The organism is Pelomonas sp. CA6, assembly GCF_022549225.1.
Classification (GTDB): domain Bacteria; phylum Pseudomonadota; class Gammaproteobacteria; order Burkholderiales; family Burkholderiaceae_C; genus Roseateles.
Window position 1 is genome coordinate 466877 of record NZ_JAKZFD010000002.1, and the last position, 22282, is coordinate 489158.

19 protein-coding genes are annotated in these 22282 nt (G+C 71.3%); 10 read left to right on the forward strand and 9 right to left on the reverse strand.

Annotated features, from left to right (window positions below):
* Positions 1-27: 27 nt before the first annotated feature.
* Complete coding sequence (locus LZ017_RS05825) at positions 28-3519, reverse strand: TIM-barrel domain-containing protein (RefSeq protein WP_241299212.1); 3492 nt, start codon at positions 3517-3519, stop codon at positions 28-30.
* Positions 3520-3925: 406 nt separating this feature from the next.
* Between LZ017_RS05825 and LZ017_RS05830 the strand changes: the two genes are divergently transcribed.
* The 6 genes from LZ017_RS05830 to LZ017_RS05855 are packed head-to-tail and all read left to right on the forward strand — an operon-like array spanning position 3926 to position 11234.
* Positions 3926-5107 carry an SIS domain-containing protein gene (locus LZ017_RS05830; RefSeq protein WP_241299214.1) on the forward strand — a complete coding sequence of 394 codons (1182 nt, stop codon included), beginning with the start codon at positions 3926-3928 and terminating at the stop codon, positions 5105-5107.
* A complete protein-coding gene (locus tag LZ017_RS05835; protein WP_241299216.1) occupies positions 5094-6065 on the forward strand; it encodes an ROK family protein in 972 nt (323 codons plus the stop codon). The genes LZ017_RS05830 and LZ017_RS05835 overlap by 14 nt, the downstream gene beginning before the upstream one ends.
* 44 nt (positions 6066-6109) lie before the next feature.
* A complete protein-coding gene (locus LZ017_RS05840; protein WP_241299218.1) occupies positions 6110-7462 on the forward strand; it encodes a D-tagatose-bisphosphate aldolase, class II, non-catalytic subunit in 1353 nt (450 codons plus the stop codon).
* A gap of 33 nt (positions 7463-7495) precedes the next feature.
* The gene (locus LZ017_RS05845) at positions 7496-8263 is read left to right on the forward strand and encodes a DeoR family transcriptional regulator (protein ID WP_241299220.1); all 768 of its coding nucleotides are present in this window, start codon (positions 7496-7498) and stop codon (positions 8261-8263) included.
* A gap of 2 nt (positions 8264-8265) precedes the next feature.
* Positions 8266-9384, forward strand: coding sequence for an N-acetylglucosamine-6-phosphate deacetylase (locus LZ017_RS05850; RefSeq protein WP_241299222.1), 1119 nt, complete (start codon positions 8266-8268; stop codon positions 9382-9384).
* A 35-nt stretch (positions 9385-9419) separates the two neighbouring features.
* Positions 9420-11234 (forward strand): MFS transporter, encoded by a 1815-nt coding sequence (locus tag LZ017_RS05855; protein WP_241299224.1) that lies wholly within the window; start codon positions 9420-9422, stop codon positions 11232-11234.
* A 12-nt stretch (positions 11235-11246) separates the two neighbouring features.
* On the opposite strand, the gene LZ017_RS05860 is transcribed toward LZ017_RS05855, so the two are convergent.
* Positions 11247-11693: a universal stress protein gene (locus LZ017_RS05860; RefSeq protein ID WP_241299226.1), complete on the reverse strand. Its 447-nt coding sequence runs from the start codon at positions 11691-11693 to the stop codon at positions 11247-11249.
* A 104-nt stretch (positions 11694-11797) separates the two neighbouring features.
* Positions 11798-12262: a MarR family winged helix-turn-helix transcriptional regulator gene (locus LZ017_RS05865; RefSeq protein ID WP_241299228.1), complete on the reverse strand. Its 465-nt coding sequence runs from the start codon at positions 12260-12262 to the stop codon at positions 11798-11800.
* Between the two features lie 384 nt (positions 12263-12646).
* On the opposite strand from LZ017_RS05865, the gene LZ017_RS05870 reads away from it, so the two are divergent.
* Together LZ017_RS05870 and LZ017_RS05875 are read left to right on the forward strand one after the other, a co-directional pair.
* Positions 12647-13975, forward strand: a complete 1329-nt coding sequence (locus LZ017_RS05870; RefSeq protein WP_241299230.1) for a diguanylate cyclase domain-containing protein — start codon at positions 12647-12649, stop codon at positions 13973-13975.
* A gap of 88 nt (positions 13976-14063) precedes the next feature.
* Positions 14064-14672: a DUF2242 domain-containing protein gene (locus tag LZ017_RS05875; protein ID WP_241299232.1), complete on the forward strand. Its 609-nt coding sequence runs from the start codon at positions 14064-14066 to the stop codon at positions 14670-14672.
* Between the two features lie 153 nt (positions 14673-14825).
* On the opposite strand, the gene LZ017_RS05880 is transcribed toward LZ017_RS05875, so the two are convergent.
* The 6 genes from LZ017_RS05880 to LZ017_RS05905 all read right to left on the reverse strand — a co-directional run bounded on the left by LZ017_RS05880 (position 14826) and on the right by LZ017_RS05905 (position 21451).
* Entirely contained in the window at positions 14826-15893 is a 1068-nt protein-coding gene (locus LZ017_RS05880) for a sulfate ABC transporter substrate-binding protein (protein ID WP_374109885.1), read from the reverse strand.
* A 121-nt stretch (positions 15894-16014) separates the two neighbouring features.
* Positions 16015-18738, reverse strand: a complete 2724-nt coding sequence (locus LZ017_RS05885) for a TonB-dependent receptor domain-containing protein (RefSeq protein WP_241299234.1) — start codon at positions 18736-18738, stop codon at positions 16015-16017.
* 149 nt (positions 18739-18887) lie between these two features.
* Positions 18888-19838, reverse strand: a complete 951-nt coding sequence (locus LZ017_RS05890; protein WP_241299236.1) for a CysB family HTH-type transcriptional regulator — start codon at positions 19836-19838, stop codon at positions 18888-18890.
* Between the two features lie 130 nt (positions 19839-19968).
* On the reverse strand, positions 19969-20568 hold the full coding sequence (locus LZ017_RS05895; protein ID WP_241299238.1) for an alpha/beta hydrolase: 600 nt from the start codon (positions 20566-20568) through the stop codon (positions 19969-19971).
* A 42-nt stretch (positions 20569-20610) separates the two neighbouring features.
* Positions 20611-20829: a molybdopterin-binding protein gene (locus LZ017_RS05900; protein WP_241299240.1), complete on the reverse strand. Its 219-nt coding sequence runs from the start codon at positions 20827-20829 to the stop codon at positions 20611-20613.
* Between the two features lie 142 nt (positions 20830-20971).
* The gene (locus LZ017_RS05905; RefSeq protein ID WP_241299242.1) at positions 20972-21451 is read right to left on the reverse strand and encodes a host attachment protein; all 480 of its coding nucleotides are present in this window, start codon (positions 21449-21451) and stop codon (positions 20972-20974) included.
* Positions 21452-21536: 85 nt separating this feature from the next.
* Between LZ017_RS05905 and LZ017_RS05910 the strand changes: the two genes are divergently transcribed.
* Positions 21537-21779, forward strand: coding sequence for a glutaredoxin domain-containing protein (locus tag LZ017_RS05910; RefSeq protein ID WP_241299244.1), 243 nt, complete (start codon positions 21537-21539; stop codon positions 21777-21779).
* A gap of 28 nt (positions 21780-21807) precedes the next feature.
* Entirely contained in the window at positions 21808-22251 is a 444-nt protein-coding gene (locus LZ017_RS05915) for a helix-turn-helix transcriptional regulator (RefSeq protein ID WP_241299246.1), read from the forward strand.
* Positions 22252-22282: the final 31 nt, after the last annotated feature.

The following is a 22282-nucleotide window of genomic DNA, read 5'->3' on the forward strand; positions in this document are numbered from 1 at the left end:
GGCGAGCCGGGCAGGGGTTCGGGGGTGTCAGCGCTTGCGGTTCGCGGGGGGGCGTTCCGCGGTCGGTTCGGTGGGCAGGGCCTGGACCGTGTCGCCCTCCTGGCCCAGCAGCAGGGCATTGGCCCAGTTGCCGCAGACCCGCTCGGGTTGGGCGCCGCGCGCACCCAGGGTGCGCAGCGACAGGCGCTGCAGGCCGCGCAGGTCCAGCTCCGGCTTGACCACCGCGGGGGCCTGGACCAGGCCGCTGTCGTACAGCAGGCGACCGTCGCCCCAGACCTGGAACTGCATGCCGCCGGCGGCGCGGCAGCTGTCGTCCATGCCCAGATCGGCGCGGAAGAGCTGCCAGTGGCCGCCCAGCTGCAACTCCAGGCGCTGGCCCGGGCGCATGCCCAGACCCTTGCGGAACTGCAGGCCGTTCATGCGCATCGCGTCGGCGCCGCTGGCGGGGCGGTCGCGGGTGATGCCGGCGGGCAGCGTCAGTTCGGACAGCGCGCGTTGCAGCGGCCGGCCTTCGGGCGCCTGGTGCTCCAGCACCTTGAAGCGCGACAGCGTGATCGGCCCGACCTCGGCCGGCACGAACGCGTTGTAGGCCTTGGCCGGCGCCTCGCCGGCCGCGCTGACCATGGGGTCGGCGCCGTTGGCGGCGTCGCCTGCCGGGTTGTGCACCGACAGCACGCGGAAGCGCAGCAGGCGGCCGGCGCTGGGGCGGAACTCGATGCGCTGCGCCTCCTGCTGCAGCTTGAGGCGGCCGCGCGCGACGGGTTGGCCCCAGTCGCCATTGTTGTCGGCCAGGTAGACCTCGTAGTCACGCACCTGGCCGTGCTTCCAGTGCTTGTCGGTGCGCGGCGCCAGCTCGATGCCGTCGATCAGCCGGCGTTCGCCCAGGCCCAGCACCCATTCGTGCGGGCCGGTCCGCTGGGCCTGATTGCGCGTGCTGCGGAACCAGGTCTCGGGCTTGTCGTCGAAGGCGTTCTCCAGCGGGTGGCCGGGCTCCTCGGCCGGACGGCCCACGACCAGCAGGCTGTCCGGCGCCACGGCGCGGCCGGTCTCGGGCGCGTCGGCGAACTCGGTGCTGCGCGTCTGCGCGCTCGCGGCGTCGATGCGGACCTGGATGTCCAACGCCTCGCGGATGTCGACGCGGCGGCTGCGCACCCAGGTCGTGCCCTGGCGGTCGCTGGCGTCGTGGACCCAGCCCTCGGCGTCCGCCGGCAGCGCCGCCAGCGCGGCGCGGTCGGCGACGCGCGGCAGCTCGCGGCCGTTCAGCAGCACGGCTTGCGGCGCGGCGTGCGCATGCAGCTGCAGCGCGTAGCGGCGCGCCGGCTCCTGGCCCTGGTACTCGCCGCGCACCGGGTCGATCTGCACGCGCACGTCGCCCACGGTCGCGGCGCCGTGCGACGGCGCCTGCATGCGGATGCGTTGCTCGCTGAAGGCGCCCTTCGCGTAGCGGCGGGTGTTGCCGTCGTCTTCGTACAGCAGGTACTGCGACTCACCGTGAGGGTAGAGGTCCAGGGTCAGCTCGTCCTTGGGCTTTTCGCCGTCGTACAGCACCTCGGGATACATCGGCAGGATGGCGCCGGCGCGCACGAAGACCGGCAGCGTGGCCAGGTCCACCTGGCGGTCCAGGCGCCGGCCCTCACGCGGGGCCTGCACCTGGCGACCGTCCCAGTAGTCGAACCACAGGCCCTGCGGCAGGTGGATGCCCTTGCGCCAGCCCTGGCTGGCGGCCTGGCTGCGGAACACCGGCGCCACCAGCAGGTCCGGCCCGAGCAGGAACTGGTGCTTGTGCGCCTCGGTGGCGGCCTGCGGATCGCCGGCGTGGTCCCACATCAGCCCGCGCACCAGCGGCGCGCCGGTCTGCTCGGCCTCGCGCGCCAGCGTGTACATGTAGGGGGTCAGGCGCAGCTTGAGCTTGAGGTAGCGCCGGTTGATCGAGCGGTAGGGCTCGTCGAACCACCAGGGGTGCTTGCGCGCGGCCTCGGCCCAGCCGGACATGCCCATCAGCACCGGCGTGAAGCTCTTCCACTGCAGGTCGCGCGTGTAGGTCTCGGGGCTGCCGCCGAAGATGGCGTCCACGTCGCCGGTGGCATAGGCCTGGCCGGAGAGGCCGGAGCCGATCAGCGTCGGGATGTGCCAGCGGATGTAGTCCCAGCTGGCCGACTGGTCGCCCGTCCAGGTGACCGCATAGCGCTGGATGCCGGCCCAGCCCATCACGGTCCACAGGAAGGGGCGCGAGTCGGAGTTGTCCAGGATGCCCTGGTAGGCCGAGCGGTTGGCATCGAGGGCGAACTGATAGCCCTTGCCGGTCCAGGCCACGTCCAGCTTCTGCACGCGCGAGCCGGCCTGGCCCACTTCCCAGGCGATCTTGTCCACGCCGTCCTCGGTCCACAGCCCGGTGCGGAAGCCCAGCTCGGCCAGCCCCTTCACCACGCGCGGCAGTTCGGTGTAGCCGCAGCCGTAGCCGTCGTTGGGCAGGATCCAGCCGCCCGGCATGTCGTGCTCGCGGTACTTGCGCGCCACGGACTCGATCACGTCCGGCGTCTTGCCCGTGGGGCCGTCGCTCCAGCCGCGCGGCACGGTGCCGGGTTTCTTGACGTTGTCGCCGTCGTTGTAGCAGTCGGCGTCGCCGTACTCCAGGGCCCAGCGCGGCAGCAGCCGGGCGCGGCCGGTCAGCTCGGTGTAGGCGGCGAGCACCTCGCGCAGCCCCTGGGCTTCGGTGCCGGCGACGAAGTAATAGGCGTCGAAACGACCCTCCTGGTGCTCCAGGCTGACCTGGTCGTCCAGGCGCAGGTCGTAGCTGCCATTGCTCCAGGTGTTGCGCAGCATGCCCCAGCCGCGCGAGCTCATCAGGAAGGGCGCGGGGCTGGGCCGGTCGCCGTCCTCCCAGCCACCGGAGTAGGAGATGTCCAGCTGGCGGCCCTTGAACTCGAAGCGACCGTTCTGCTGGCCTCCGCCGTAGAAGCGCTCGTCGCGCCGGCTGCTGAGCGTCTGCACCGCGCGCTTGTCGGCCAGGTCCAGCGGTTGCAGCTCGCGCCACAGCGCGTCGCTCTCGCCCGCGCGCAACAGCTCGAAGCGCAGCGGCTTGCGGTGGATGCGCAGCGTCAGCGCGGCGGTCTGGATCTCGATGCGGTCTGCGTGCTCGACGATGCGGTGCTCCACCTCGGCCCAGCGGCGCGGCAACACGATGGGCGCGGCCTTGTCGCCGGCGCCACTGAGCTGGCCCTTGGCGCCGGCCTGGATATGGATCAGGTCGGCGCGCAGCAGGCTCACGCGGATGCGCGTGCCGGCGTCGGTGCGCAGCTCGAAGCGGGTGGCTGCGCCGTCCTCGCCGGGCTGGCTGCCCGGCTGGTTGTCGACGGCGGGCAGGGGCTCCAGCTTCTGCAGTTGCCCCACCGAGGCCGCCTGGGCCCAGCCCCCGGCCAGTCCCGCGCCCGCCAGCAGCCCTGCCGCCAGCAGCGGCATGCGCCGGTTCGCCGCCCGCGCCGCCCTGCCCTTGCCCACCGACCGTCCCGCCTTCTTCATTCGATGTCCTTGCGCGCCGCCGTCGCGGCCTGTTTCGAAACCAATGCGCAAACTCTAGAAACCGCTTCGAAAGAAGTCAACGAATCGAAACCATGAATCGAAAGTTATGACAGTTTTTAGGGGTAATCCATGAGCGACAAAAGGCAACAAACTTTCCTTTTTCGGCGCTAGTCGCTCAACATCTTTTCATTTTTGTGCGTGCAAGATCGTTGGGACGGCGGAACTCCGGTCCAGCGCAAGGCAGGCGTCGGCCTTTGCTCATCGGGTCTGGCGGTTGTCTGGGCCTGGCTCCCACCGGAATCGAAAAGTTTCTTTTGTTGGCAACTTTCGAATCCTAAGTAAAAACTTTCTTTGTTTGACAGTTCGAAAGTTAGGGGCTATCGTTTCGCGGCACATGGAACCTGCAATGAGCTCACTACTGCACCGCGAGAACACAGACTGGCAGCGCCTGGGTGGCCTGCACACGGCCGAGGAAATCGATCACCAGCCCGCCATCTGGCGCGCGCTGGCGGCGACGCTGGGGGGCCAGCAGCCGCGTATCGACCGCTTTCTGGGCGACTGGCTGAGCCAGCCGGGGCATCGCGTGATCCTCACCGGCGCGGGCAGTTCGGCCTATATCGGCGAGATGGTGGCGGACACGCTCAACGCCGCCTGGCCGGCCGAGGTGCGCGCCATCGCCAGCACCAGTCTGCTGACCCATCCCGAGCTCTACCTGCGTGCCGAACAGCCCACGCTGCTGGTGTCCTTCGCGCGCAGCGGCAACAGTCCCGAGAGCCTGGCCACGGTGGAGCTGCTGCGCGGCTTCGTGGCGCGGCCGCGTTTTCTCAACATCACCTGCAATGCCCAGGGCGAGCTGATGACGGGCAGCGAGGGCCGCGAGGACACGCTGAACCTGCTGATGCCCGAGGGCAGCTGCGACCGCGGCTTTGCGATGACCAGCAGCCTGTCGACGATGATGCTGGCCGCGCTGGCTGCGCTGGGCGCGGGCCCCTGGACCGAGCGCATCGCGCGCATCGGGCGCCTGGCCGGCCTCGCGGAGACCGCGCTGCGCCGCTGGGCCGAGCCGGTCCAGGCGCTGGCGCAGCAGCCGGTGCAGCGCATCGTCTACCTGGGCAGCGGCGCGCAGGAGGCGCTGGCCCGCGAGGCCGCGCTCAAGGTGCTGGAGCTGACCAGCGGCCGCGTGATGGCGGTCGCCAACTCCCCGCTGGGTTTCCGCCACGGGCCCAAGTCCATGCTGGATGGCGAGTCGCTGGTCGTGGTGCTGCGCAGCCGCGGCGAGGTGGCGCGGCGTTATGAGCATGACCTCGTGCAGGAGTTGCGCCGCGATGGCGTCGCGCCGCACGTGCTCACCCTGGGGCCCGAGGATGAGGCCGAGGCGCTGCCCTCCTTCCTGCCGGTGCCGGATCTGCCCCAAGGCGACGCCGCGCTGGACGACGTCTGGCTGATTCCGCTGTGGCTGATCGCCGCGCAGCTGCTGGCGCTGAACAAGTCCGTCGCGCTGGGCCTGACGCCGGACAACCCCTTCCCGGACGGCACGGTCAACCGCGTCGTCCAGGGCGTCACCATTCACAGCCATGACGGACGCTGAACACGCCGCCCAGCCGGCCCAGGGACCGGTCTACCTGGGCCTGGACATCGGCGGCACCAAGATCGAGCTGGTCGCCTGCGACGAGCGGCTGTCTGTCGTGCAGCGCGAACGCATCGCGACGCCGACGACGGATTTCGAGGCCTTCATCGCCGGCATCGCCACGCTGGTGCAGCAGGCCGAGGCCAGGCTGGGCCGGGCAGCCACGGCCATAGGCCTGGGCATGCCCGGAGTCACCGACGCCGCGAGCGGCTGCCAGATCAGCTCCAACGTACCAGCGCTGAACGGCCGCCGCGTCGCGCCGGCGCTGCAGCAGCGCCTGGGCCGTCCGGTCCACATGGGCAACGACTGCCAGTGCTTCGCACTGTCCGAGGCGCAAGGCGGCGCGGCCGACGGGCTGCCCAGCATGTTCGGCGCCATCCTGGGCACCGGAGCCGGCGGCGGCTTCTGCGTCGACGGACGCCTGGTGGCTGGCTACAACGGCCTGGCCGGCGAATGGGGGCACTGGCCGGTGCCGGCGGCGCTGCTGCAGCGCCACGGCCTGCCGCTGCTGGACTGCCCCTGCGGTCTGCGTGGCTGCCTGGAGCGCTATGTCTCGGGTAGCGGGCTGTCCACGCTGTACCGGCTGCGCAGCGCGACGCCGCAGGGGCAGACGCTGGACGCCGCCCAGGTGCACGAACGCGCCGCGCTGGGCGACGCGCTGGCGCGCGAAGCCCTGGCCCAGCACCTGGACCTGCTGGCCCAGGGGCTGGCCGGGTTGGTGCTGGCGCTGGACCCGCATGCCATCGTGCTGGGCGGCGGCTTGTCCAAGCTGCAGCGCCTCTACGACGAGCTGCCCGCCGCGGTGGCGCGCCACCTGTTCCGCGGCGCGCGCGTGCCGCCCATCCTGGCGCCGCGCTTCGGCGATGCCGGCGGCGCGCGCGGCGCGGCGCTGCTGGCGCGCCAGCGCAGCCGCGGCTGAGCCGCGCCCTTTTCCCGCTCCCGCAACGACCCCGGATCTCCGCCATGGCCTTCTCTTCTCCCATCCTGGACCGCATCGCCGCCCACCGTCGCGGCGAGCCCGTGGGCATCACCAGCGTCTGCTGCAGCAACACCCATGTGCTGCAGGCGGCAATGCAGCTGGCGCGCGCGCGCGGCGGGCTGCTGCTGATCGAGTCCACCTCCAACCAGGTGGACCAGTTCGGGGGCTACACCGGCCAGACGCCGCCGCAGTTCCGCGACGCGGTGCACGCGCTGGCACGGGACTGCGGGCTGGCGCCGGCGCAGCTGGTGCTGGGCGGCGACCACCTGGGCCCCAACGCCTGGCAGCACCTGGGCGCCGCGGAGGCCATGGGCCATGCGCGCGAGCTGATCCGTGCTTATGTGAGCGCTGGCTTCCACAAGATCCATCTGGACTGCAGCATGGCCTGCGCCGACGATCCGGCGCGCCTGCCCGATGAGTTGGTGGCGCAGCGTTCGGCCGAGCTGGCCGAGGTGGCGGAGGCCGCCGCGCGCGAGGCCGGCCTGGCGCCGCCGGTGTACGTGATCGGCACCGAGGTGCCGGTGCCGGGCGGCGAGGCGCAACTGGGCGGGGGCGTCGCGGTGACGCGACCCGAGGCCGCGGCGCAGACCCTGGAGGTGCACCGCCGCGCCTTCGCCGCCACGCCCGCGCTGCGCGAGGCCTGGCGCCGTGTCGTCGCGATGGTGGTGCAGCCGGGCGTGGACTTCGATCCCACTTCGGTGCAGCACTACGAGCGCGGCGCCGCCGCGGCGCTGTCGCGCTTCATCGAAGGCCAGCCCGGCCTGGTCTACGAGGCGCACTCCACCGACTACCAGACCGAGGCCTCGCTGCATGCCATGGTGCGCGACCACTTCGCCATCCTCAAGGTCGGCCCGGCCGCCACCTTCGCGCTGCGCGAGGCCTGGTTCGCACTGGCCCGGTTGGAGCGCGAGCTGCTGCCCGAGGCGCAGTGCTCGCGCCTGGTCGAAACCCTGGAGCAAACCATGCTGGCGCAGCCGCGCCACTGGCAGAAGCACTATCCCGGCTCGGCGCAGACGCAGCGCCTGCTGCGCGCCTACGGTCTCAGCGACCGCTGCCGCTATTACTGGGGCGAAGCGCCGGTGCGCGTGGCGCTGCAGCGCCTGATCGCCAACCTGGACGCCCAGCCGCTGCCGCTGCCGCTGCCGCTGCTGAGCCAGTTCCTGCCCGAGCAGGCGCAGGCCGTGCTGGAGGGGCGGCTGGCCGCGCGTGCCGAAGACCTCGCGCGCGACAAGGTCGCCTCGCTGCTGGCCCGTTACGCCCGCGCCTGCGAGGCCAACGAAGCGCCGCCGCGGGAGCCGGACGAAAGAAATACTGCGCAAGTCCTTTCGAACCATTAAGCTGGACCGCTTGTTCGAAACGGAATCGAAACCATGCGAAACACCAGCCAGCGGCGCGAACAAATCCTCCAGCTTCTCGTGAAGCAGGGCAGCGTGCAGGTGTCGGACCTGGTCACGCTGACCGGCGTGTCGGCGGTGACCATACGCACCGATCTCGCGCAGCTGGAGCTGCAGGGCCTGGCCACGCGCAACCATGGCGGCGCGACCCTGATCCGCACGCCGCCGCAGGAACAGAGCGTGCGCCAGCGCGACAGCCTCAACAGCGGGCTCAAGGAGGCCATCGGCGCCTGCGCGGCCCGGCTGGTGCAGCCGGGCGACAACATCATCATCGACTCCGGCACCACCACCGTGCCGCTGGCGCGCCACCTGCTGGACCATCGCGAGGTCACGGTGATGACCAACGGCCTGAACATCGCCTGGGAGCTGGCCAATGCACAGGGCGTGGAGGTCATGCTGACCGGCGGGCTGCTGCGCAAGCAGTCGCTGTCCTTCCATGGTGCGCAGGCCGAGGCCTGCCTGAACGCCTACAGCTTCGACACCCTGTTCCTGGGCGTGGACGGGCTGGACCTGCAGTTCGGACTGACCACCCACCACGAGGCCGAGGCCAGCCTGAACCGCAAGATGGTGGAGCGCGCGCGCCGCGTCATCGTGCTCAGCGATGCGTCCAAGTTCGGCCGCGTGAGCCTGCACCGCATCGCGCTGCTGGAGCGCGTGGACGTGGTGATCACCGACGCCGGCATCAGCCCCGAGTACCGCGACGGACTGCAGCGCCTGGGCATCGAGCTGCTGGTGGCGGAGTGAGCATGGCCGAGATTGCGCCGCGCAGCGTCGAAGGCCGCGTGCTGACGCCCCAGGGCTGGATCACCGGCCGCCTGCATTACGACAGCCATGTGCGCCGCATCGAGGCCTGCGACGGCGTGCGCGCGGACCGCATCGTGCTGCCGGGCTTCATCGACCTGCATGTGCACGGCGCCGCCGGCGTGGACATCATGCAGGGTGGCGACAGCGCCACCATCGTGGCGCGCGCCCATGCCCGCCATGGCACGACGCTGATGCTGGGCACCACCATGACCGCGCACGAGCGCGACATCCTGCGCGCGCTGCAGGGCCTGGCCGGCGCGATCGCGCACAAGGCCGCGGACGGCGCGCGCGTGCTGGGCGTGCATCTGGAAGGGCCATTCCTGAATCCGCACCGGCTGGGCGCGCAGCCGCCGCTGACCGTGCCCGCGACGCGCGAGGCCGTGGCGCGCCTGAATGCCATCGCGCCCATCCGCGTGCTGACGCTGGCGCCCGAGATGCCGGGCCACCTGGCTCTGATCCCCGAGCTGGCCGCGCTGGGCCTGCGCGTGCAGCTGGGCCACAGCGCCGGCAGCTACGAGGACGGGGTGGCCGCGCTGCGCGCCGGCGCCGCCGGCTTCACCCATTTGTTCAACGGCATGACTGGGCTGCACCACCGCGAACCCGGCATCGTGGGCGCTGCGCTGGCGCATGCCGAGTACGCCGAGCTGATCCCCGACCTGGAGCATGTCAGCCCAGGCGCGATGCAGGTCGCGCTGCGCGCCATTCCGCGGCTCTATGCGATCACCGACGCCACCGCGGCCACCGGCATGCCGGATGGCGAGTACGCGCTGGGCCCGCAGCGCGTCTACAAGTGTGCCGGCTGCGTGCGCCTGGCCACCGGTTCGCTGGCCGGCAGCGCGCTGACCATGGACCAGGCGCTGCGCAACCTGGTCGCGTTGGGGCAGGACTTGGCGCTGGCCTCGCAGCGCTGCTCGCGTTTCCCGGCCGACTATCTGGACCTGCAGGACCGCGGCCGCCTGGCGCCCGGCGCCTGGGCCGATCTGGTGGTGCTGGACGAGGCGCTGGCGCTGCGACAGGTCGTCAGTGAGGGCCTGGACGTGCCGCTGGCCGCATCGCCCTGAGACACAAGGACAACACCCGGAGACAAGGACCCCCGATGAACGCCACCGCCCCCCTCCCCGCGGCGCGCGGCGCCGCCCTCAGTGGGCTGCGCTACATGCGCTACCAGCTCTTCATCGCCGGCATGGGCGGTCTGCTGTACGGCATCGACATCGGCATCATCGCCGGCGCGCTGCCCTATCTGGAGTCCACCGCGGTGACGGCCTGGCGCTTGAGCGCCCAGCAACTGAGCTTCATCGTCGCGGCGGTGCTGCTGGGCAGCGTGCTGTCCTCGCTGTTCGCCGGTGCGCTGGCCGACGCGGTGGGGCGCAAGAAGGCCATGGTGCTGGCCGGCGCGCTGTTCACGCTGAGCATCCCGCTGATCGCGCTGGCCGACGGCTACACGCCGCTGCTGCTGGGACGGCTGTTGCAGGGCATCAGTGGCGGCCTGATCGGCGTCGTCGTGCCGTTGTATCTGGCGGAATGCCTCAGCGCCGACCGGCGTGGGCGCGGCACCGCGATGTTCCAGCTGCTGCTGACCGTGGGCCTGGTGGTGGCCGCGCTGATCGGCCTGGTCCAGGCGCACTCGGTGGAGTCGGCCAGCGCCGCGGCCCAGGCCGCCGGCGTCAACGTGGAGCAGGCGGTGTTCGCGGCACGCGACCAGGCCTGGCGCAGCATCTTCTGGATGTGCCTCATCCCCGGGCTGGTGTTCACGCTGGGCGGCCTGCTGCTGGCCGAATCGCCGCGCTGGCTGCAGCGCCGCGGCCGTGACGCCGACGCGCTGAGCGCGCTGAGCCGCAGCTTGCCCGAGGACCAGGCCCGCGCCCAGCTGAAGGAGATCGCGCAGAGCGGAGCCGGGACGGCCTCCGGTGCCGGCGCGCGCGACGCATTGCTGTCGCGCCGCTATGTGCTGCCCTTCCTGCTTGCCTGCCTGGTGCTGGCCTGCACCCAGGCCACCGGCATCAACTCCATCCTGGCCTATGCGGTGAATATCCTGAACACCGCGGGCCTGCCCGGCTCCATGGCGAACTGGGCGGATGTCGCGATCAAGCTGCTCAACGCCGCCGTGACCGTGCTGGCGGTGAGCCTGGTGGATCGCAAGGGGCGCAAGTTCCTGCTCATGCTGGGCAGTGGCGGCATCGTTGTATCGCTGCTCGCCGCGGCGCTGCTGTTCCAGAGCGCCGAGCGCGGCCAGCGCGACGTGCGCGAGGCCCTGGCGGCACAGCAGCAGGGCGATGCGCTGCTGCTGAAGCTGGACGAGGCGCAGTGGCGCCGCCTGGGCGCCGATCCGGCGGCCGGCGCGCAGCTGCTGACCGTGGCCTGGGCCTATGGCGAGTTCAGCAATGTGCAGACCCTGCGCAGCGACGCGATCACCGGTGCCACGCTGCGCATCAGCCGTGCCGACACCGTGCAGCCGGACAGCGTGATCGGCGCCTTCTTCCGCCGCCTGCACCTGAACCCCTTCGCCGATCCAGCCGTGTCGGCGCAGGCGCCGCTGCAGATCACCTCGGCGCGCCTGGGCGCGGTGCCCAGCGCCGCGCACGGCGGCTGGGTGGCGCTCGCCATCCTGGCCTGTGTCGCCTTCTTCGCGGTGGGGCCGGGCGTCTGCGTGTGGCTGGCGCTGTCGGAGCTGATGCCCACGCGCATACGCTCCAACGGCATGAGCATCGCGCTGCTGGTGAACCAGTTCGTGTCCACCTCCATTGCGGCGGTCTTCCTGCCCACGGTGGGTCAGCACGGCTATGCGGCGATGTTCTTCTTCTGGGCTGGCTGCACGCTGGTCTATTTCCTGACGGCCGCCTTCCTGCTGCCCGAAACCAAAGGCCGCACGCTGGAAGAGATCGAGGGCTTCTTCAGCCCTCGCAAGACCTGACCCCGCGCGGCCTCAGCCGCCGCGCACCAGCAGCACCGGCACCGGCGCCTGGCGCAGCACCATCTCGGCGTCGCTGCCCAGCAGCGCGCGGCTGGCGCCGCGCCGGCCGTGGGTGCCCAGCACGATCAGTTCGGCACCGCAGTCGCGTGCTTCCTGAACGATCAGGTCGCTGACGCGCGAGGCCAGGCTTTCGATCAGATGGGTCTGCACCGGCAGGCCGGCCGCCTCGACCTGGGCTCGCGCCGCGGCCAGCACCTTTTCGCCGCCTTCGCGCAGCAGGTCGAAGTTTTCCGGCGTCAGTCCGAGGCCGGCGCTGGAGAACATCGCGAAGGAATGCAGGTCCACCGCGTTCATCAGATGGAGCTGGGCGCCGCACAGGCGCGCGACCTTGATCGCCTCGGCCAGGCCGGCGTCGGAGGTGGGGCTGCCGTCGACCGGCACGAGAATCTTGGCGTACATCGTGGCTCCTTCTGGAGAAAAGACCGGAGATCACGATGCTGCGTCGGCGCCGCCGCCTTTGGATTGACCGACATCAAGAGGCGGCGGGCCGCCGTTCACGCCGTTCAGTCGGACGAGGCTTCGCCGTGGGCCTGGTCCAGGCGCGCCAGCAGGTGCAGGAACAAGGCCTCTTCCTCGTCGTCCAGCGCGGCCAGCAGCCGGCGCCGGGCGCGGCGCGCCAGCCGTTCGGCCTCGTGCAGCCGTTCACGGCCCGTGGCGCTGAGCTCCAGCAGCAGGCGGCGGCGGTCCTGCGGGTCGGGCCGGCCCTCCACCCAGCCGCGTCCGCACAGCAGGCGCACGACCAGCGAGGTGGTCGCCCGGTCCAGCGCGATCATCCGGCCCAGCTCGTTCTGGCCCAGCGGCGCCGCCGAGGCCAGCGCGCACAGCGCGGCGTATTGCGACGGGGTCAGGTCCAGTTCCGCGCAGGCGCTGGCGAACAGGCTGCCGGCGGTCTGGTGCGCCCGCCGGATCAGGTATTCGGGGCTGCGGAGAAGGCGGTCCAGCGCCTGGCTCTTGGGGCGTTGCGGCATGGGGCAGAGGGGGTTGGGAGGGCGGAGGTCGGCCGAGTCTCGCGCAATTCCTGCTCCCGGTCTGACTGCAAACAGGGGACATCCCGGCCGGGTGGATCGGCCGTGAGGCTGACGCCAGGCTGTCGGACATCCGGGTTGTTGCTTGACAGTTGTCAAACGGTGCAGCGAATATTTGGCAGCCCCCCGCCCTTCCAGTAGATTCCCGGCCGGCGTCCGTGCCGAGAGTCACATCAAGAAGTGACGTATTGCCACAGCCCATCCGGAGACACCGGGCCTGACCCCGAGCGGCCATCGCGGCGCGGGGGAGCGGGCCCGTAGCGGACGCTCAACGGAAAACAAGATGCAAGAACGGAGCTGTCTGCCGCTGCGTGCCGAGGCCCCCCGATGACGGCCCGGTATGCCACCCGTCCGCGCAAGGCCGGTTCGCTGGCCTCGCTGGCTCGGCCCGCGCCCGCTGCCGCGGTCGCCGGCCAGCCCGGTCGCCCGCAGCCCTTGCGCGTGCTGCTGGTGTCGGACCAGTCGGCGGTGGCGGAGGCGCTGCTGGCGCTGCGCGACAGCCTGCAGCTGGAGCTGCTGCTGCATCCCGAGCCCGGCAGCGCGCTGCAGCGCTTCGTGCAGGAGCGCGCCGACTGCGTGCTGCTGGACGACGCGATGGGCGACGACGCCCTGCTCAGCCTGCTGGAGGGGCTGCGCTCCAGCCTGCACAGCGAATGGCTGCCCATCATGCTGCTGGTCGACGATGCCGCGCACTGGCGCCGGCTGGCGCTGCGCGCGCCGGGCATGGTGGACTATGTGCTGGCCAAGCCGCTGGAGCCGCTGGCGCTGCACGAGCGCTTCGTCGCGACGCGGCGGCTGGTGTCGCTGCGCCGCGTGGCGCGCAGCGCGCTGGACCGTGTCAGCGAGGGCGTGATCGTGATCGACGAGCAGGGCCGCATCCGCTCCTTCAATGCCGCGGCCGAGCGCCTGTTCGGCTGGAGCGCGGGCGAAATCATCGGCAGCAAGATCAACGCGCTGATGCCCGACCCGCACCAGAGCCTGCACGACAGCTACCTGAACCACTACCTGGACGGACGCGCGCCGCGCATCATCGGCGTCGGCCGCGTGGAGATGGCGCGACGCCGCGACGGCGGGCTGTTCCCCATCCACCTGACCGTGGCGGACATCTCCGACGAGACCGGCATTCGCTTCGTCGGCGTGGTGCGCGACCTCTCGCCCGAGTACGAGCGCCGCGATCTGGAGGCCATGGCCTTCCGCGACAGCCTCACCGGCCTGCCCAACCGCAGCTTCGCCGAGCAGGAGCTGCAGCACCAGCTGGAGCGCGCCGCGGTGCTGGGCGGCAGCTTCGCGCTGCTCTTCGTGGATCTGGACGAGTTCAAGCAGGTCAACGACAGCCTGGGCCATGCCGCGGGCGACGCGCTGCTGCGCGAGGCGGGCCAGCGGCTCAAGCGCGCGGTCTCGGCCGACGACCTGGTGGCGCGGCTGGGCGGCGACGAATTCCTGGTGCTGCTGCAGGGGGTGGATTCGCGCGAGTCCGCGGCCGCCATCGCCGCGCGCATCGCCGAGCAGCTGGGCCGCCCGGCGCTGCTGCAGGGCCAGGCGCTGTCGCTCAGCGCCAGCATCGGCTGGTCGGTCTACCGCCATGACGGCATCGACGCGGCCAGCCTGATGCACAAGGCCGACCTGGTGATGTACCAGCGCAAGCGTCAGCGCTGAACCCTGGCGTCCGCGGTTCGCCCTGCGCCCGGACGGGCGAAGGCGGTGGCGGGGATAATGGCTGCCTGTACATCAGGGACGTTTCGCGATGTCTGCATCTTTGACCCGCACCTGGCTCGCGGCCGTCGCCGCCGCCGCGCTGCTGGCCGGCTGCGGCAGCCTGGGCAGCGAGAGCGGCGCGTCGCGCCGGACCTCGGTCTACCAGAACGAGCGTTTCCAGGCCGACGAGACCTTCTCGCGCCTGTTCGACGCCAGCGTGGAAGACACCTGCGAGGCCGCGCGCCGCGCGCTGCTGAGCCAGGGCTATGTGATCACCACCGGTCAGCCCGACTCCATCTCCGGCCGCAAGCGCTTCCAGCCCGACGGCGAGGTGCATGTGGAGCTGAGCTTCAACATCGTCTGCGTGCCCGAGGGCAATGGGGGCAAGCTGGCCACGGCCTATGTGTCGGCGCTGCAGGACCGCTACGCGGTCAAGAAGAGCGCCAACTCCACCAGCCTGGGCGTTTCCGCGATCGGCTCGATCTCGGTGCCGCTGTCCTCGACGCAGGAATCGCTGGTCAAGGTGGCCTCCGAAACCGTGCCGGCGGGCCAGTTCTATGACCGCTTCTTCGCGCTGATGCAGCGCCTGCTGCGCGACCAGGGCAGCGCCACCGCAGCCACCACGGCGTCCGGTCCACGCGACGCCGACACACGCTGACACAAAAAAGAGCCCCGCCCGGTGACCCGGAACGGGGCTGCTCGCACAGAGCAAACGGTCGGCAGTGACAGACCCCGGTGAAACCAGGACCGACCGAGGAGACAAACGGAATACGGGAGGCCCGCCGCCGGACGCGGCGGCCCTCGGTCGCGCTCAGCGGCGCGCGTAGATCTGGTCGAAGAGGCCGCCGTCGTCGAAGTGCTGCTTCTGCGCCTGGCGCCAGCCGCCGAAGAGCTCGTCCACCGTGAAGAGCTGGGTGGCGGCGAACTGCTTGGCATAGCGGGCCGCGACCTTGGCGTCGCGCGGGCGGTAGTAGTGGCGCGCCGCGATCTCCTGGCCCTCGGGGCTGTACAGGTACTCCAGGTAGGCCTGGGCCTGCTTGCGTGTGCCCTTTTTGTCGACCACCTTGTCGACCACCGCGACCGGCGGCTCGGCCAGCACCGAGATGCTGGGCGTGACGATCTCGAACTTGTCCTTGCCCAGCTCCTTGACGGCCAGATAGGCCTCGTTTTCCCAGGCGATCAGCACGTCGCCGATGCCGCGCTCGACGAAGGTGGTCGTGGAGCCGCGCGCGCCGGAATCCAGCACCTTGGTGTTCTCGTAGATGCGCTTGACGAAGGCCTTGGCCGAATCGGCATTGCCGCCCGGCTGCTTCAGCGCATAGCCCCAGGCGGCCAGATAGTTCCAGCGCGCACCGCCCGAGGTCTTGGGGTTGGGCGTGATCACCTCCACGCCGCTGCGCGCGAGGTCGGGCCAGTTGCTGATCTTCTTGGGGTTGCCCTTGCGCACCAGGAAGACGATGGTGGAGGTGTAAGGCGAGGCGTTGTGGGGCAGGCGCTTCTGCCAGTCGGCCGGGACGAGCTGGCCATGGTCGTGCAGCGCGTCGATGTCATAGGCCAGCGCCAGCGTCACGACGTCGGCCTGCAGCCCGTCGATCACCGAGCGCGCCTGCTTGCCCGAACCGCCATGCGATTGCTTGATGCCGAGCGCCTCGCCGGTCTTGGCCTGCCAGTGCTTGGCGAAGGCGCGGTTGAAGTCCTGGTAGAGCTCGCGCGTGGGGTCGTAGGAGACGTTGAGCAGCTGGGCCTGGGCCAGGGCCGGCGCGGCGCCGCCCAGCAGGGCGGTGGCGGCCAGCAGCGAAACAGCGAGGCGACGGGTGACGTTCACGGCAGGGTTCCGATGGGTTGCGGGAGGCTTGCCAATGTAGGCGAGGGCCTTCATGAGGGAAACCAAGAAGAAGTGCTTTGCTTAGCAGCTTCGCGCAGAAGGCGCGAGGGCGGCGGTGCCGGCCCCGCTCCCCCGGCCCCGGAAAGGCCGGGGCCGGGGAGCGGGGCCTCAGCCCTCAGCCTTTGAAGCGGTGCTCGAAGCCCACCCAGAACTGGCGTCCGTAGGGCAGGTAGTAGCCCACCGGGTAGTAGGGCCAGGCCGCGCTCTCGTCGCGGCGCACCTTGTTGAGCAGGTTGTTGACCGTCAGGCTCAGCGTGCTGCGCGCGCTGAGCTGGTAGCGCGTGTCCAGGTTGAGGTTCCAGTAGGGGCCCAGCCAGCCGGCCTGGTCGTCGCGGGCCACCTTGCCGTTGCGCTGCGCGCTCAGCGTGGCGCCGATGTCGCCCAGGGTCCAGTTCAGGCTGGTGTTGAGCCGGCTCGGCCAGTCGCCGTAGTCGAAGGTGCCGACGCGGTTGATCGCGGCGTCGCCGTCGAAGGCCTGGTAGACGTAGCTGCGCACCTTGCTGTACTTGGCGCTGGCCTGGAAGCGGCCCAGGCTCGCGGTGCTCCAGCCGTAGCGCAGGCTCAGGTCCCAGCCCCAGGTGCTCTTGCGCGCCGCGTTGATCGGGTTGACGCGGATCTCGCTGACCTCGCCGGGGCGCAGCAGTGCGTCCTCGGGGTTGCGCACCACGCGCGCCAGCGTGGCCTGGCAGCTGGGCGAGCTGATGTCGTAGAGGCCGGTGCGGCAGGCCGATTCGTCGCGCAGCACCTGGTCGCCGCTGAGGTTGGTGACCAGGTCGCTGATCGCCACCTTCCAGAAGTCCAGGCTCAGGTCCAGCTGCTGGGTGGGCTGCCAGACCAGGCCCAGACCCCAGGATTTGCCGTGCTCGGAGCGCAGATCCTTGGAGCCCGAACGCACGAAGTTGAAGCCCGGCGAGACGTTGGCGAACTCGCACTTGTCCAGCGGCAGGCCGGCCTTCGCGCAGCGGTAGTAGTCGGTGGAGCCGCTGTAGTAGCCGCGCGTGCGCTCGGCGAAGATGTAGTTCATGTCCGGGGCGCGGAAGCTGGTGGCATGGTGGGCGCGCAGCAGCAGCTCGGGCAGCGGGCGGAACTCCAGCCCGGCGTTGTAGGTGGTGCTGGCGTCGTCGCGGCCGGCGAAGCGGTAGCTGTCGTGGCGCGCGGCCAGGTTGGCGCTCAGTGTGCGCAGCAGGGGCAGCTGCAGCTCCAGGCCCAGGGCCTTGCGGTCGCGCGTACCGCGCACCTCGGCGGCTTCGCTGGTGGCGTAGAACACGCCCTGGCCCAGGCGCGGGTCGGACAGATTGCTGAAGCCCTGCTTGCCCGCCTCGGCGACGACGGCGGCGCGCAGCGGGCCGGCGGGCAGCGCGAGCAGCTCGCCGTTGGCGCTGGCCGACAGCGTGTGGGTCCAGCTGGTGTTGCGGCCCCAGCTTTCGCCGACGATGCGGTCGAACTCCTGCGCGCTGAGCGGGCGGTAGAGGCGCTTCTCGTCGGGCGTGTAGCGCCACACGCCCTGCGCGTCCTGGCCTTGGCGCGGGCCGAGGAAGAACTCGTCCACCCCGGCCAGGAAGCGCGGCGTGCGGGTGCGGTTCTGGTAGTAGCCGCTGCTTAGCGCGGCCTCGTAGCTCCAGCTGCCGAAGAGGTCGCCGCGCGCGCCCAGCGCGACCTGGTGAGTGCGGTCGGTCCAGTGGCGGTTGAAGCGGTCTGCGCCGCCCATCTCCTCGGGCGAGATACGCCGCGACCAGGTCTCCAGCCGGTTGCTGGCGGTGTTGCGGAAATAGCCCTGGTTGGCCGATTCCGAGGTCCAGGCCGGGCCGCGCGTGTTGTTCTCGGTGTCGGTCCAGCCGGTTTGCAGGTCGGCGAACAGCTCGTGCCGGTCGCTCAGCGTGTAGGTCAGCACGCCGGCGAGCTGGGCGCTGCGGTTGCCGGTCTGCGTGGTCCAGTAGGTCGGCGAGACGCGGCCGCTGCCGCAGTAGCTGCCCGAGCTGCCGGTGTACAGGCCCACCGAGCCTTCGAACAGGCCCTGCACCGGCGCGCAGTCCGCGGGCGTCACGTAGCGGCGCGACTGCACGTCGCGGCGGCCGAAGACCACCGTGGGCGCGCCGCCCTTCAGCGTGGTGTCGGCCATGAAGGGGCGCTGGCGGCTCCAGATGGGGTCGCGGCCGCTCAGTTCCACCGCCGCGGCGGCGCGCAGCGCGCCGCTCTGGAAACCGCCGGACAGCTGGGCGCGCGCGTTCGTGCCGCCGCCGCGCTGCGTGGTGCCGGCGCGCAGGTTGAGCTGCAGCCCGTCGAGCTCGCGCTTGAGCACGATGTTGACCACGCCGGCCACCGCGTCCGACCCGTAGATGGCCGACGCGCCGCCGCTGAGCACCTCGATGCGGTCCACCAGCGCCGACGGAATGTTGGCCAGGTTGACGAAGTTCACCGAGCCCTCGTAGGCGGTGGGGTACTCGGTCAGGCGGCGGCCGTTGACCAGCACCAGCGTGTGGTTGGGGCCCAGGCCGCGCAGGCTGATCGCGTTGGCCGCCGGCGTGAAGGTGTTGCCGAAGTCCTCGCCCTGCGTGAAGCCGGAGTTCTCGGTCAGCGCGGCCAGCGCGTCGGAGACGTTGCGGTAGCCCAGGCGATCGATGTCCTCGGCCTTGATCACCGTGACCGGCGTTGCGCCCTCCTGCTGCAGCCGGCCCAGGCGAGAGCCCGTGACCACGACCTGCGGCAGGGGCGCGCCGGCCTGGGCGGCGGGCTGCGCCGGCGCGGCTTCTTGGGCCTGGACGGCGGTGGAGGACAGGGAGGCAAGGGCCAGCAGCGCCAACGCCAGAGGCGTCGGCCGGCCCGGGGCACGGGACAGCATGTTTCTTCCTTTGATGAGGTGACGAGAGGGCAGGCGCGCCCGCGTGTCGCGGGAGCCTGGCGGCTTGCGCCCTGGCGGAGCGGGCCGTCTTGTGGAGGCCGACTCTAGGCAGCCCCGGGCGGGGCGTGAACGAACAAAGCCGTCTGTGCTTACTCGGTCTGCGCGGCCGTCTGCGCGCGCGCGGACTCCACTTCGGCGCGCGTCAGCGGCGGCGCAAAGGTGGTGATGAAGTCGTAGACGTAGTCGCGCAGGTAGGCGTCGCGGCGCACGGCCAGGCGGGTCAGGTTGTCGGCGAACAGATGGCGCGCGTCGATCGCGCGCAGCTGGGTGTCGCGCTCCTCGTCGTAGGCGATCGCCGCGACGATGCCCACGCCCAGGCCCAGCTCCACATAGGTCTTGATCACGTCGGCGTCCATCGCCACCAGGCTGACGTCGAAGGCGAGGCCGGCGGCGTGGAAGGCCGCGTCGATGTGCGAGCGCCCGGTGTAGCCGCTCTCGTAGGTGACGATGGGGAAGCGCGCCAGGCGCTCCAGGGTCAAGACCTGACCCTCGGCGGCTTCGCGCGCCAGCGCGTGACCGGGCGGCACCAGCACGGTATGGGTCCAGCGGTAGCAGGGCAGCGTGAGCAGCTCGGGATGCAGCGCCAGCGCCTCGGTGGCGATGCCCAGGTCGGCCTCGCCCTCCAGCAGCAGCTGCGCCACCTGCTGCGGCGAGCCCTGCTTGAAGTGCAGCAGCACCTCGGGGTGGCTGGCGCGGAAGTCGCGCACCGCCGGCGGCAGCGCGTAGCGCGCCTGGCTGTGCGTCGCGGCGATGCGCAGCGTGCCCTGGCCGGCGCGCGCGAAGTCCTCGCCGGCGCGGCGCAGGTTCTCGGCCTCGCGCAGCAGGCGCTCGACGATGGGCAGCACATGGCGCCCCGGTTCGGTCAGGCCCAGCAGCCGCTTGCCGGAGCGCACGAAGAGCTCCAGCCCGAGTTCGTCCTCCAGCTCGCGGATCTGGCGGCTCACGCCGGGCTGGGAGGTGTGCAGCGCCTGGGCCACCTCGGTGAGGTTGAAGCCGCGGCGCTGGGCTTCGCGGAAGGATCGCAGCTGCTGGAAGTTCACGGGCGTGTGGGTCTGGAGTCCGGGGGTGGGGCCGGATTCTTGCCAGACGCGCGCGCCTTGTCCTCCAAGAAAAAGTGCTTTGCTTATGCGCGCCCGCGCTGACGCCGGGCGGCACGGCCGGATGTCGGGCTCAGGTCGCGAAGGACCATTCGCGGAAGTCGGCATGCAGTGGGCGCTGTTCGCGCGCCGCGCGGGCGCGTGCCTGCTCCACCCAGCGCCGGGCCAGCGGCAGCGGACCGAAGCCGGCCTCTGCATTGATGTGCCCGACGCGGCCGAGGTTGCTGTAGCTGCTGCCCCAGCGGCTGGCCCAGCGCAGCGCGCTGGCGGCGCTCATCCAGGGGTCGTTCTGGCTTGCGATCAGCTGCGTGGGGCGCGGCAGGCGCTGGTGCGGCAGCTGTTCGGCCAGGCCGAACTTGTCCGGCTCGGCGGGCGCCACCAGCAAGGCCTCGCGGATCGGCGAGTCCGGCCGCGCGGCCAGGTGTTCGGCCAGTGCCAGGCAGCCGAAGCTGTGCGCCACCGCGATCCAGCCGCCGCGATGGCCATCGGACTCGGCGCTCTCCAGCGTGCGCTGGATGCGTTCGCTCCAGCGCGGCAGGTCCGGCGTGCTGAAGTCGCGCTGCTGCACGCGTCGCGCGTCGCGGTACTGGATCTGCAGCCAGCTCTGCCAGTGGGTCGGGCCGCTGTCGCGCAGGCCCGGGATGATCAGCAGTCGGGGCGGGTGGTAGGGCATGGCAACTCCTGTGGGGGCCGGGGCTTTGCCCGACCCCGGGGCTCACAGCGTGGCGATGGAGACCTCGGTGGACTTCACCAGCGCCACCACCTCCTTGCCGAGGCTGAGTCCCAGCTCCTTGATCGAGCGCGTGGTGATGACCGAGGTGACGACGATGCCGCCGGCCGCCTGCACCGCGATCTCGGAAACCACCGGTCCCTCGTTGATCTCCTTGATGGTGCCGCGGAACTGGTTGCGGACGTTGATGGCGCTGATGCTCATGGTCGGCTCCTGGGCGGGCCTGGCGGCCCTGGGTTGAAGGATGGAGCCAGCTTAGGCGGTGCGTGGCGCGCACAGAACTGCGCATTGCGCAGCAGGGTATGTGCTGCGCGCATGAGGGCGTCGGGCGCCCCGGGCCTGGCGTTCAATGGCGGCGCGGGAACAGCCGCGCCGTGAGCTCGTGGGGTTTCTCGTGCACCAGGTCCAGCGCCTGCTCGCGCGTCACGGCGGCGGCCACGCGCGTGCTCAGCGCCTTGCGCAGCAGGCCCAGAAATCGCGGCGCGGCGACCAGGTCCAGCGTGCGGAAGCGGCCCGCCTCCAGCGCCTCGTCCAGCGCCTGCGCCACGCGCGCGGCGAAACCGCGGGCCTCCTCGTGCGATTCGTCCAGCCCGGCCGAGGTGGTGGTGCTGCCGCCGCGCCGCCCTTCGGCGTCGCGGCGCAGGTCGGCCTTGTCAGCATGCGCGGCGGCGTCGGTCAGCGTGTGCTGCGCTTCCAGGTCGCCGGCGGCTTCGGGCAGGCGCAGCAGGTGGGCCACGCCCTCGTCGGCCACCAGCACCCAGTGGCTGCCATCGTCGCGCGGCACCGGGCGGCCGGGCGTGGGAGAGAAGGGGGCATCGGCGTTCATCGTGGATCCTGCCTTGAAGCGACAGGTCTTGCCGGGCAAGCCGCGTGCCCGGCCGGGGCCGGACCGGCGCGCATACACTGCCGCCATGGAATTCAAGATCGTCGTCTACTCCAAGTCGGCCTGCCCGCAATGCGACACGGCCAAGATGCTGCTCAAGACCCGCGGCCTGGCCTTCGAGGAAATCCGCATCGACGACGAGGCCGAGCGCCTGGCCTTCTACGCCAAATGCGGCCCGGCCGTGCGCCAGATGCCGCAGGTCTTCATCAACGACCAGCGCGTGGGCGGCGTTGCCGGCCTGCAGGCGGCGCTGGCCCAGCTGGGGCGCTGAGCCCCCTGCCCTGAGCCGAGGCCGGCCCGTGAAGACCGCGCCGGCCCATCATCTGCGCGATCTGGCGCGGTTGCGCCGAGTGCGCGACCGCATCGACCGCGAGTACGCGCAGCCGCTGGACGTGGAGGCGCTGGCGCGCGGCGTGCACATGTCGGCCGGCCACCTGAGCCGCCAGTTCCGGCTCGCCTACGGCGAATCGGTCTATGCCTATCTGATGACGCGGCGCATCGAGCGCGCGATGGCCCTGCTGCGGCGCGGCGATCTGAGCGTGACCGAGGTCTGCCTGGAGGTCGGCTGCAGCTCGCTGGGCAGCTTCAGCGCGCGCTTCGCCGAACGGGTGGGCATGCCGCCCAGCGTCTACCGGCAGCAGGCGGCCGGCGTGGCGGCGGGCCTGCCCGCCTGCGTCGCCCGGCAGGTCATGCGACCGGTCAGGAATGGAGAAGCGCCGCCCCCGGGGCCGCCTCTAGACTGAGTTCCATGGCCACCCGGTCCTCGGGCGGCCG

Excerpts from the sequence above, each read along its gene's own strand:
- LZ017_RS05830 (WP_241299214.1), top strand. The coding sequence starts at position 3,926 with ATGAGCTCACTACTGCACCGCGAGAACACAGACTGGCAGCGCCTGGGT.
- LZ017_RS05840 (WP_241299218.1), top strand. The coding sequence starts at position 6,110 with ATGGCCTTCTCTTCTCCCATCCTGGACCGCATCGCCGCCCACCGTCGC.
- LZ017_RS05855 (WP_241299224.1), top strand. The coding sequence starts at position 9,420 with ATGAACGCCACCGCCCCCCTCCCCGCGGCGCGCGGCGCCGCCCTCAGT.
- LZ017_RS05895 (WP_241299238.1), bottom strand. The coding sequence starts at position 20,568 with ATGCCCTACCACCCGCCCCGACTGCTGATCATCCCGGGCCTGCGCGAC.
- LZ017_RS05905 (WP_241299242.1), bottom strand. The coding sequence starts at position 21,451 with ATGAACGCCGATGCCCCCTTCTCTCCCACGCCCGGCCGCCCGGTGCCG.
- LZ017_RS05865 (WP_241299228.1), bottom strand. The coding sequence starts at position 12,262 with ATGCCGCAACGCCCCAAGAGCCAGGCGCTGGACCGCCTTCTCCGCAGC.
- LZ017_RS05880 (WP_374109885.1), bottom strand. The coding sequence starts at position 15,893 with ATGAAGGCCCTCGCCTACATTGGCAAGCCTCCCGCAACCCATCGGAAC.
- LZ017_RS05850 (WP_241299222.1), top strand. The coding sequence starts at position 8,266 with ATGGCCGAGATTGCGCCGCGCAGCGTCGAAGGCCGCGTGCTGACGCCC.
- LZ017_RS05835 (WP_241299216.1), top strand. The coding sequence starts at position 5,094 with ATGACGGACGCTGAACACGCCGCCCAGCCGGCCCAGGGACCGGTCTAC.
- LZ017_RS05885 (WP_241299234.1), bottom strand. The coding sequence starts at position 18,738 with ATGCTGTCCCGTGCCCCGGGCCGGCCGACGCCTCTGGCGTTGGCGCTG.
- LZ017_RS05870 (WP_241299230.1), top strand. The coding sequence starts at position 12,647 with ATGACGGCCCGGTATGCCACCCGTCCGCGCAAGGCCGGTTCGCTGGCC.
- LZ017_RS05900 (WP_241299240.1), bottom strand. The coding sequence starts at position 20,829 with ATGAGCATCAGCGCCATCAACGTCCGCAACCAGTTCCGCGGCACCATC.
- LZ017_RS05860 (WP_241299226.1), bottom strand. The coding sequence starts at position 11,693 with ATGTACGCCAAGATTCTCGTGCCGGTCGACGGCAGCCCCACCTCCGAC.
- LZ017_RS05825 (WP_241299212.1), bottom strand. The coding sequence starts at position 3,519 with ATGAAGAAGGCGGGACGGTCGGTGGGCAAGGGCAGGGCGGCGCGGGCG.
- LZ017_RS05875 (WP_241299232.1), top strand. The coding sequence starts at position 14,064 with ATGTCTGCATCTTTGACCCGCACCTGGCTCGCGGCCGTCGCCGCCGCC.
- LZ017_RS05845 (WP_241299220.1), top strand. The coding sequence starts at position 7,496 with ATGCGAAACACCAGCCAGCGGCGCGAACAAATCCTCCAGCTTCTCGTG.
- LZ017_RS05910 (WP_241299244.1), top strand. The coding sequence starts at position 21,537 with ATGGAATTCAAGATCGTCGTCTACTCCAAGTCGGCCTGCCCGCAATGC.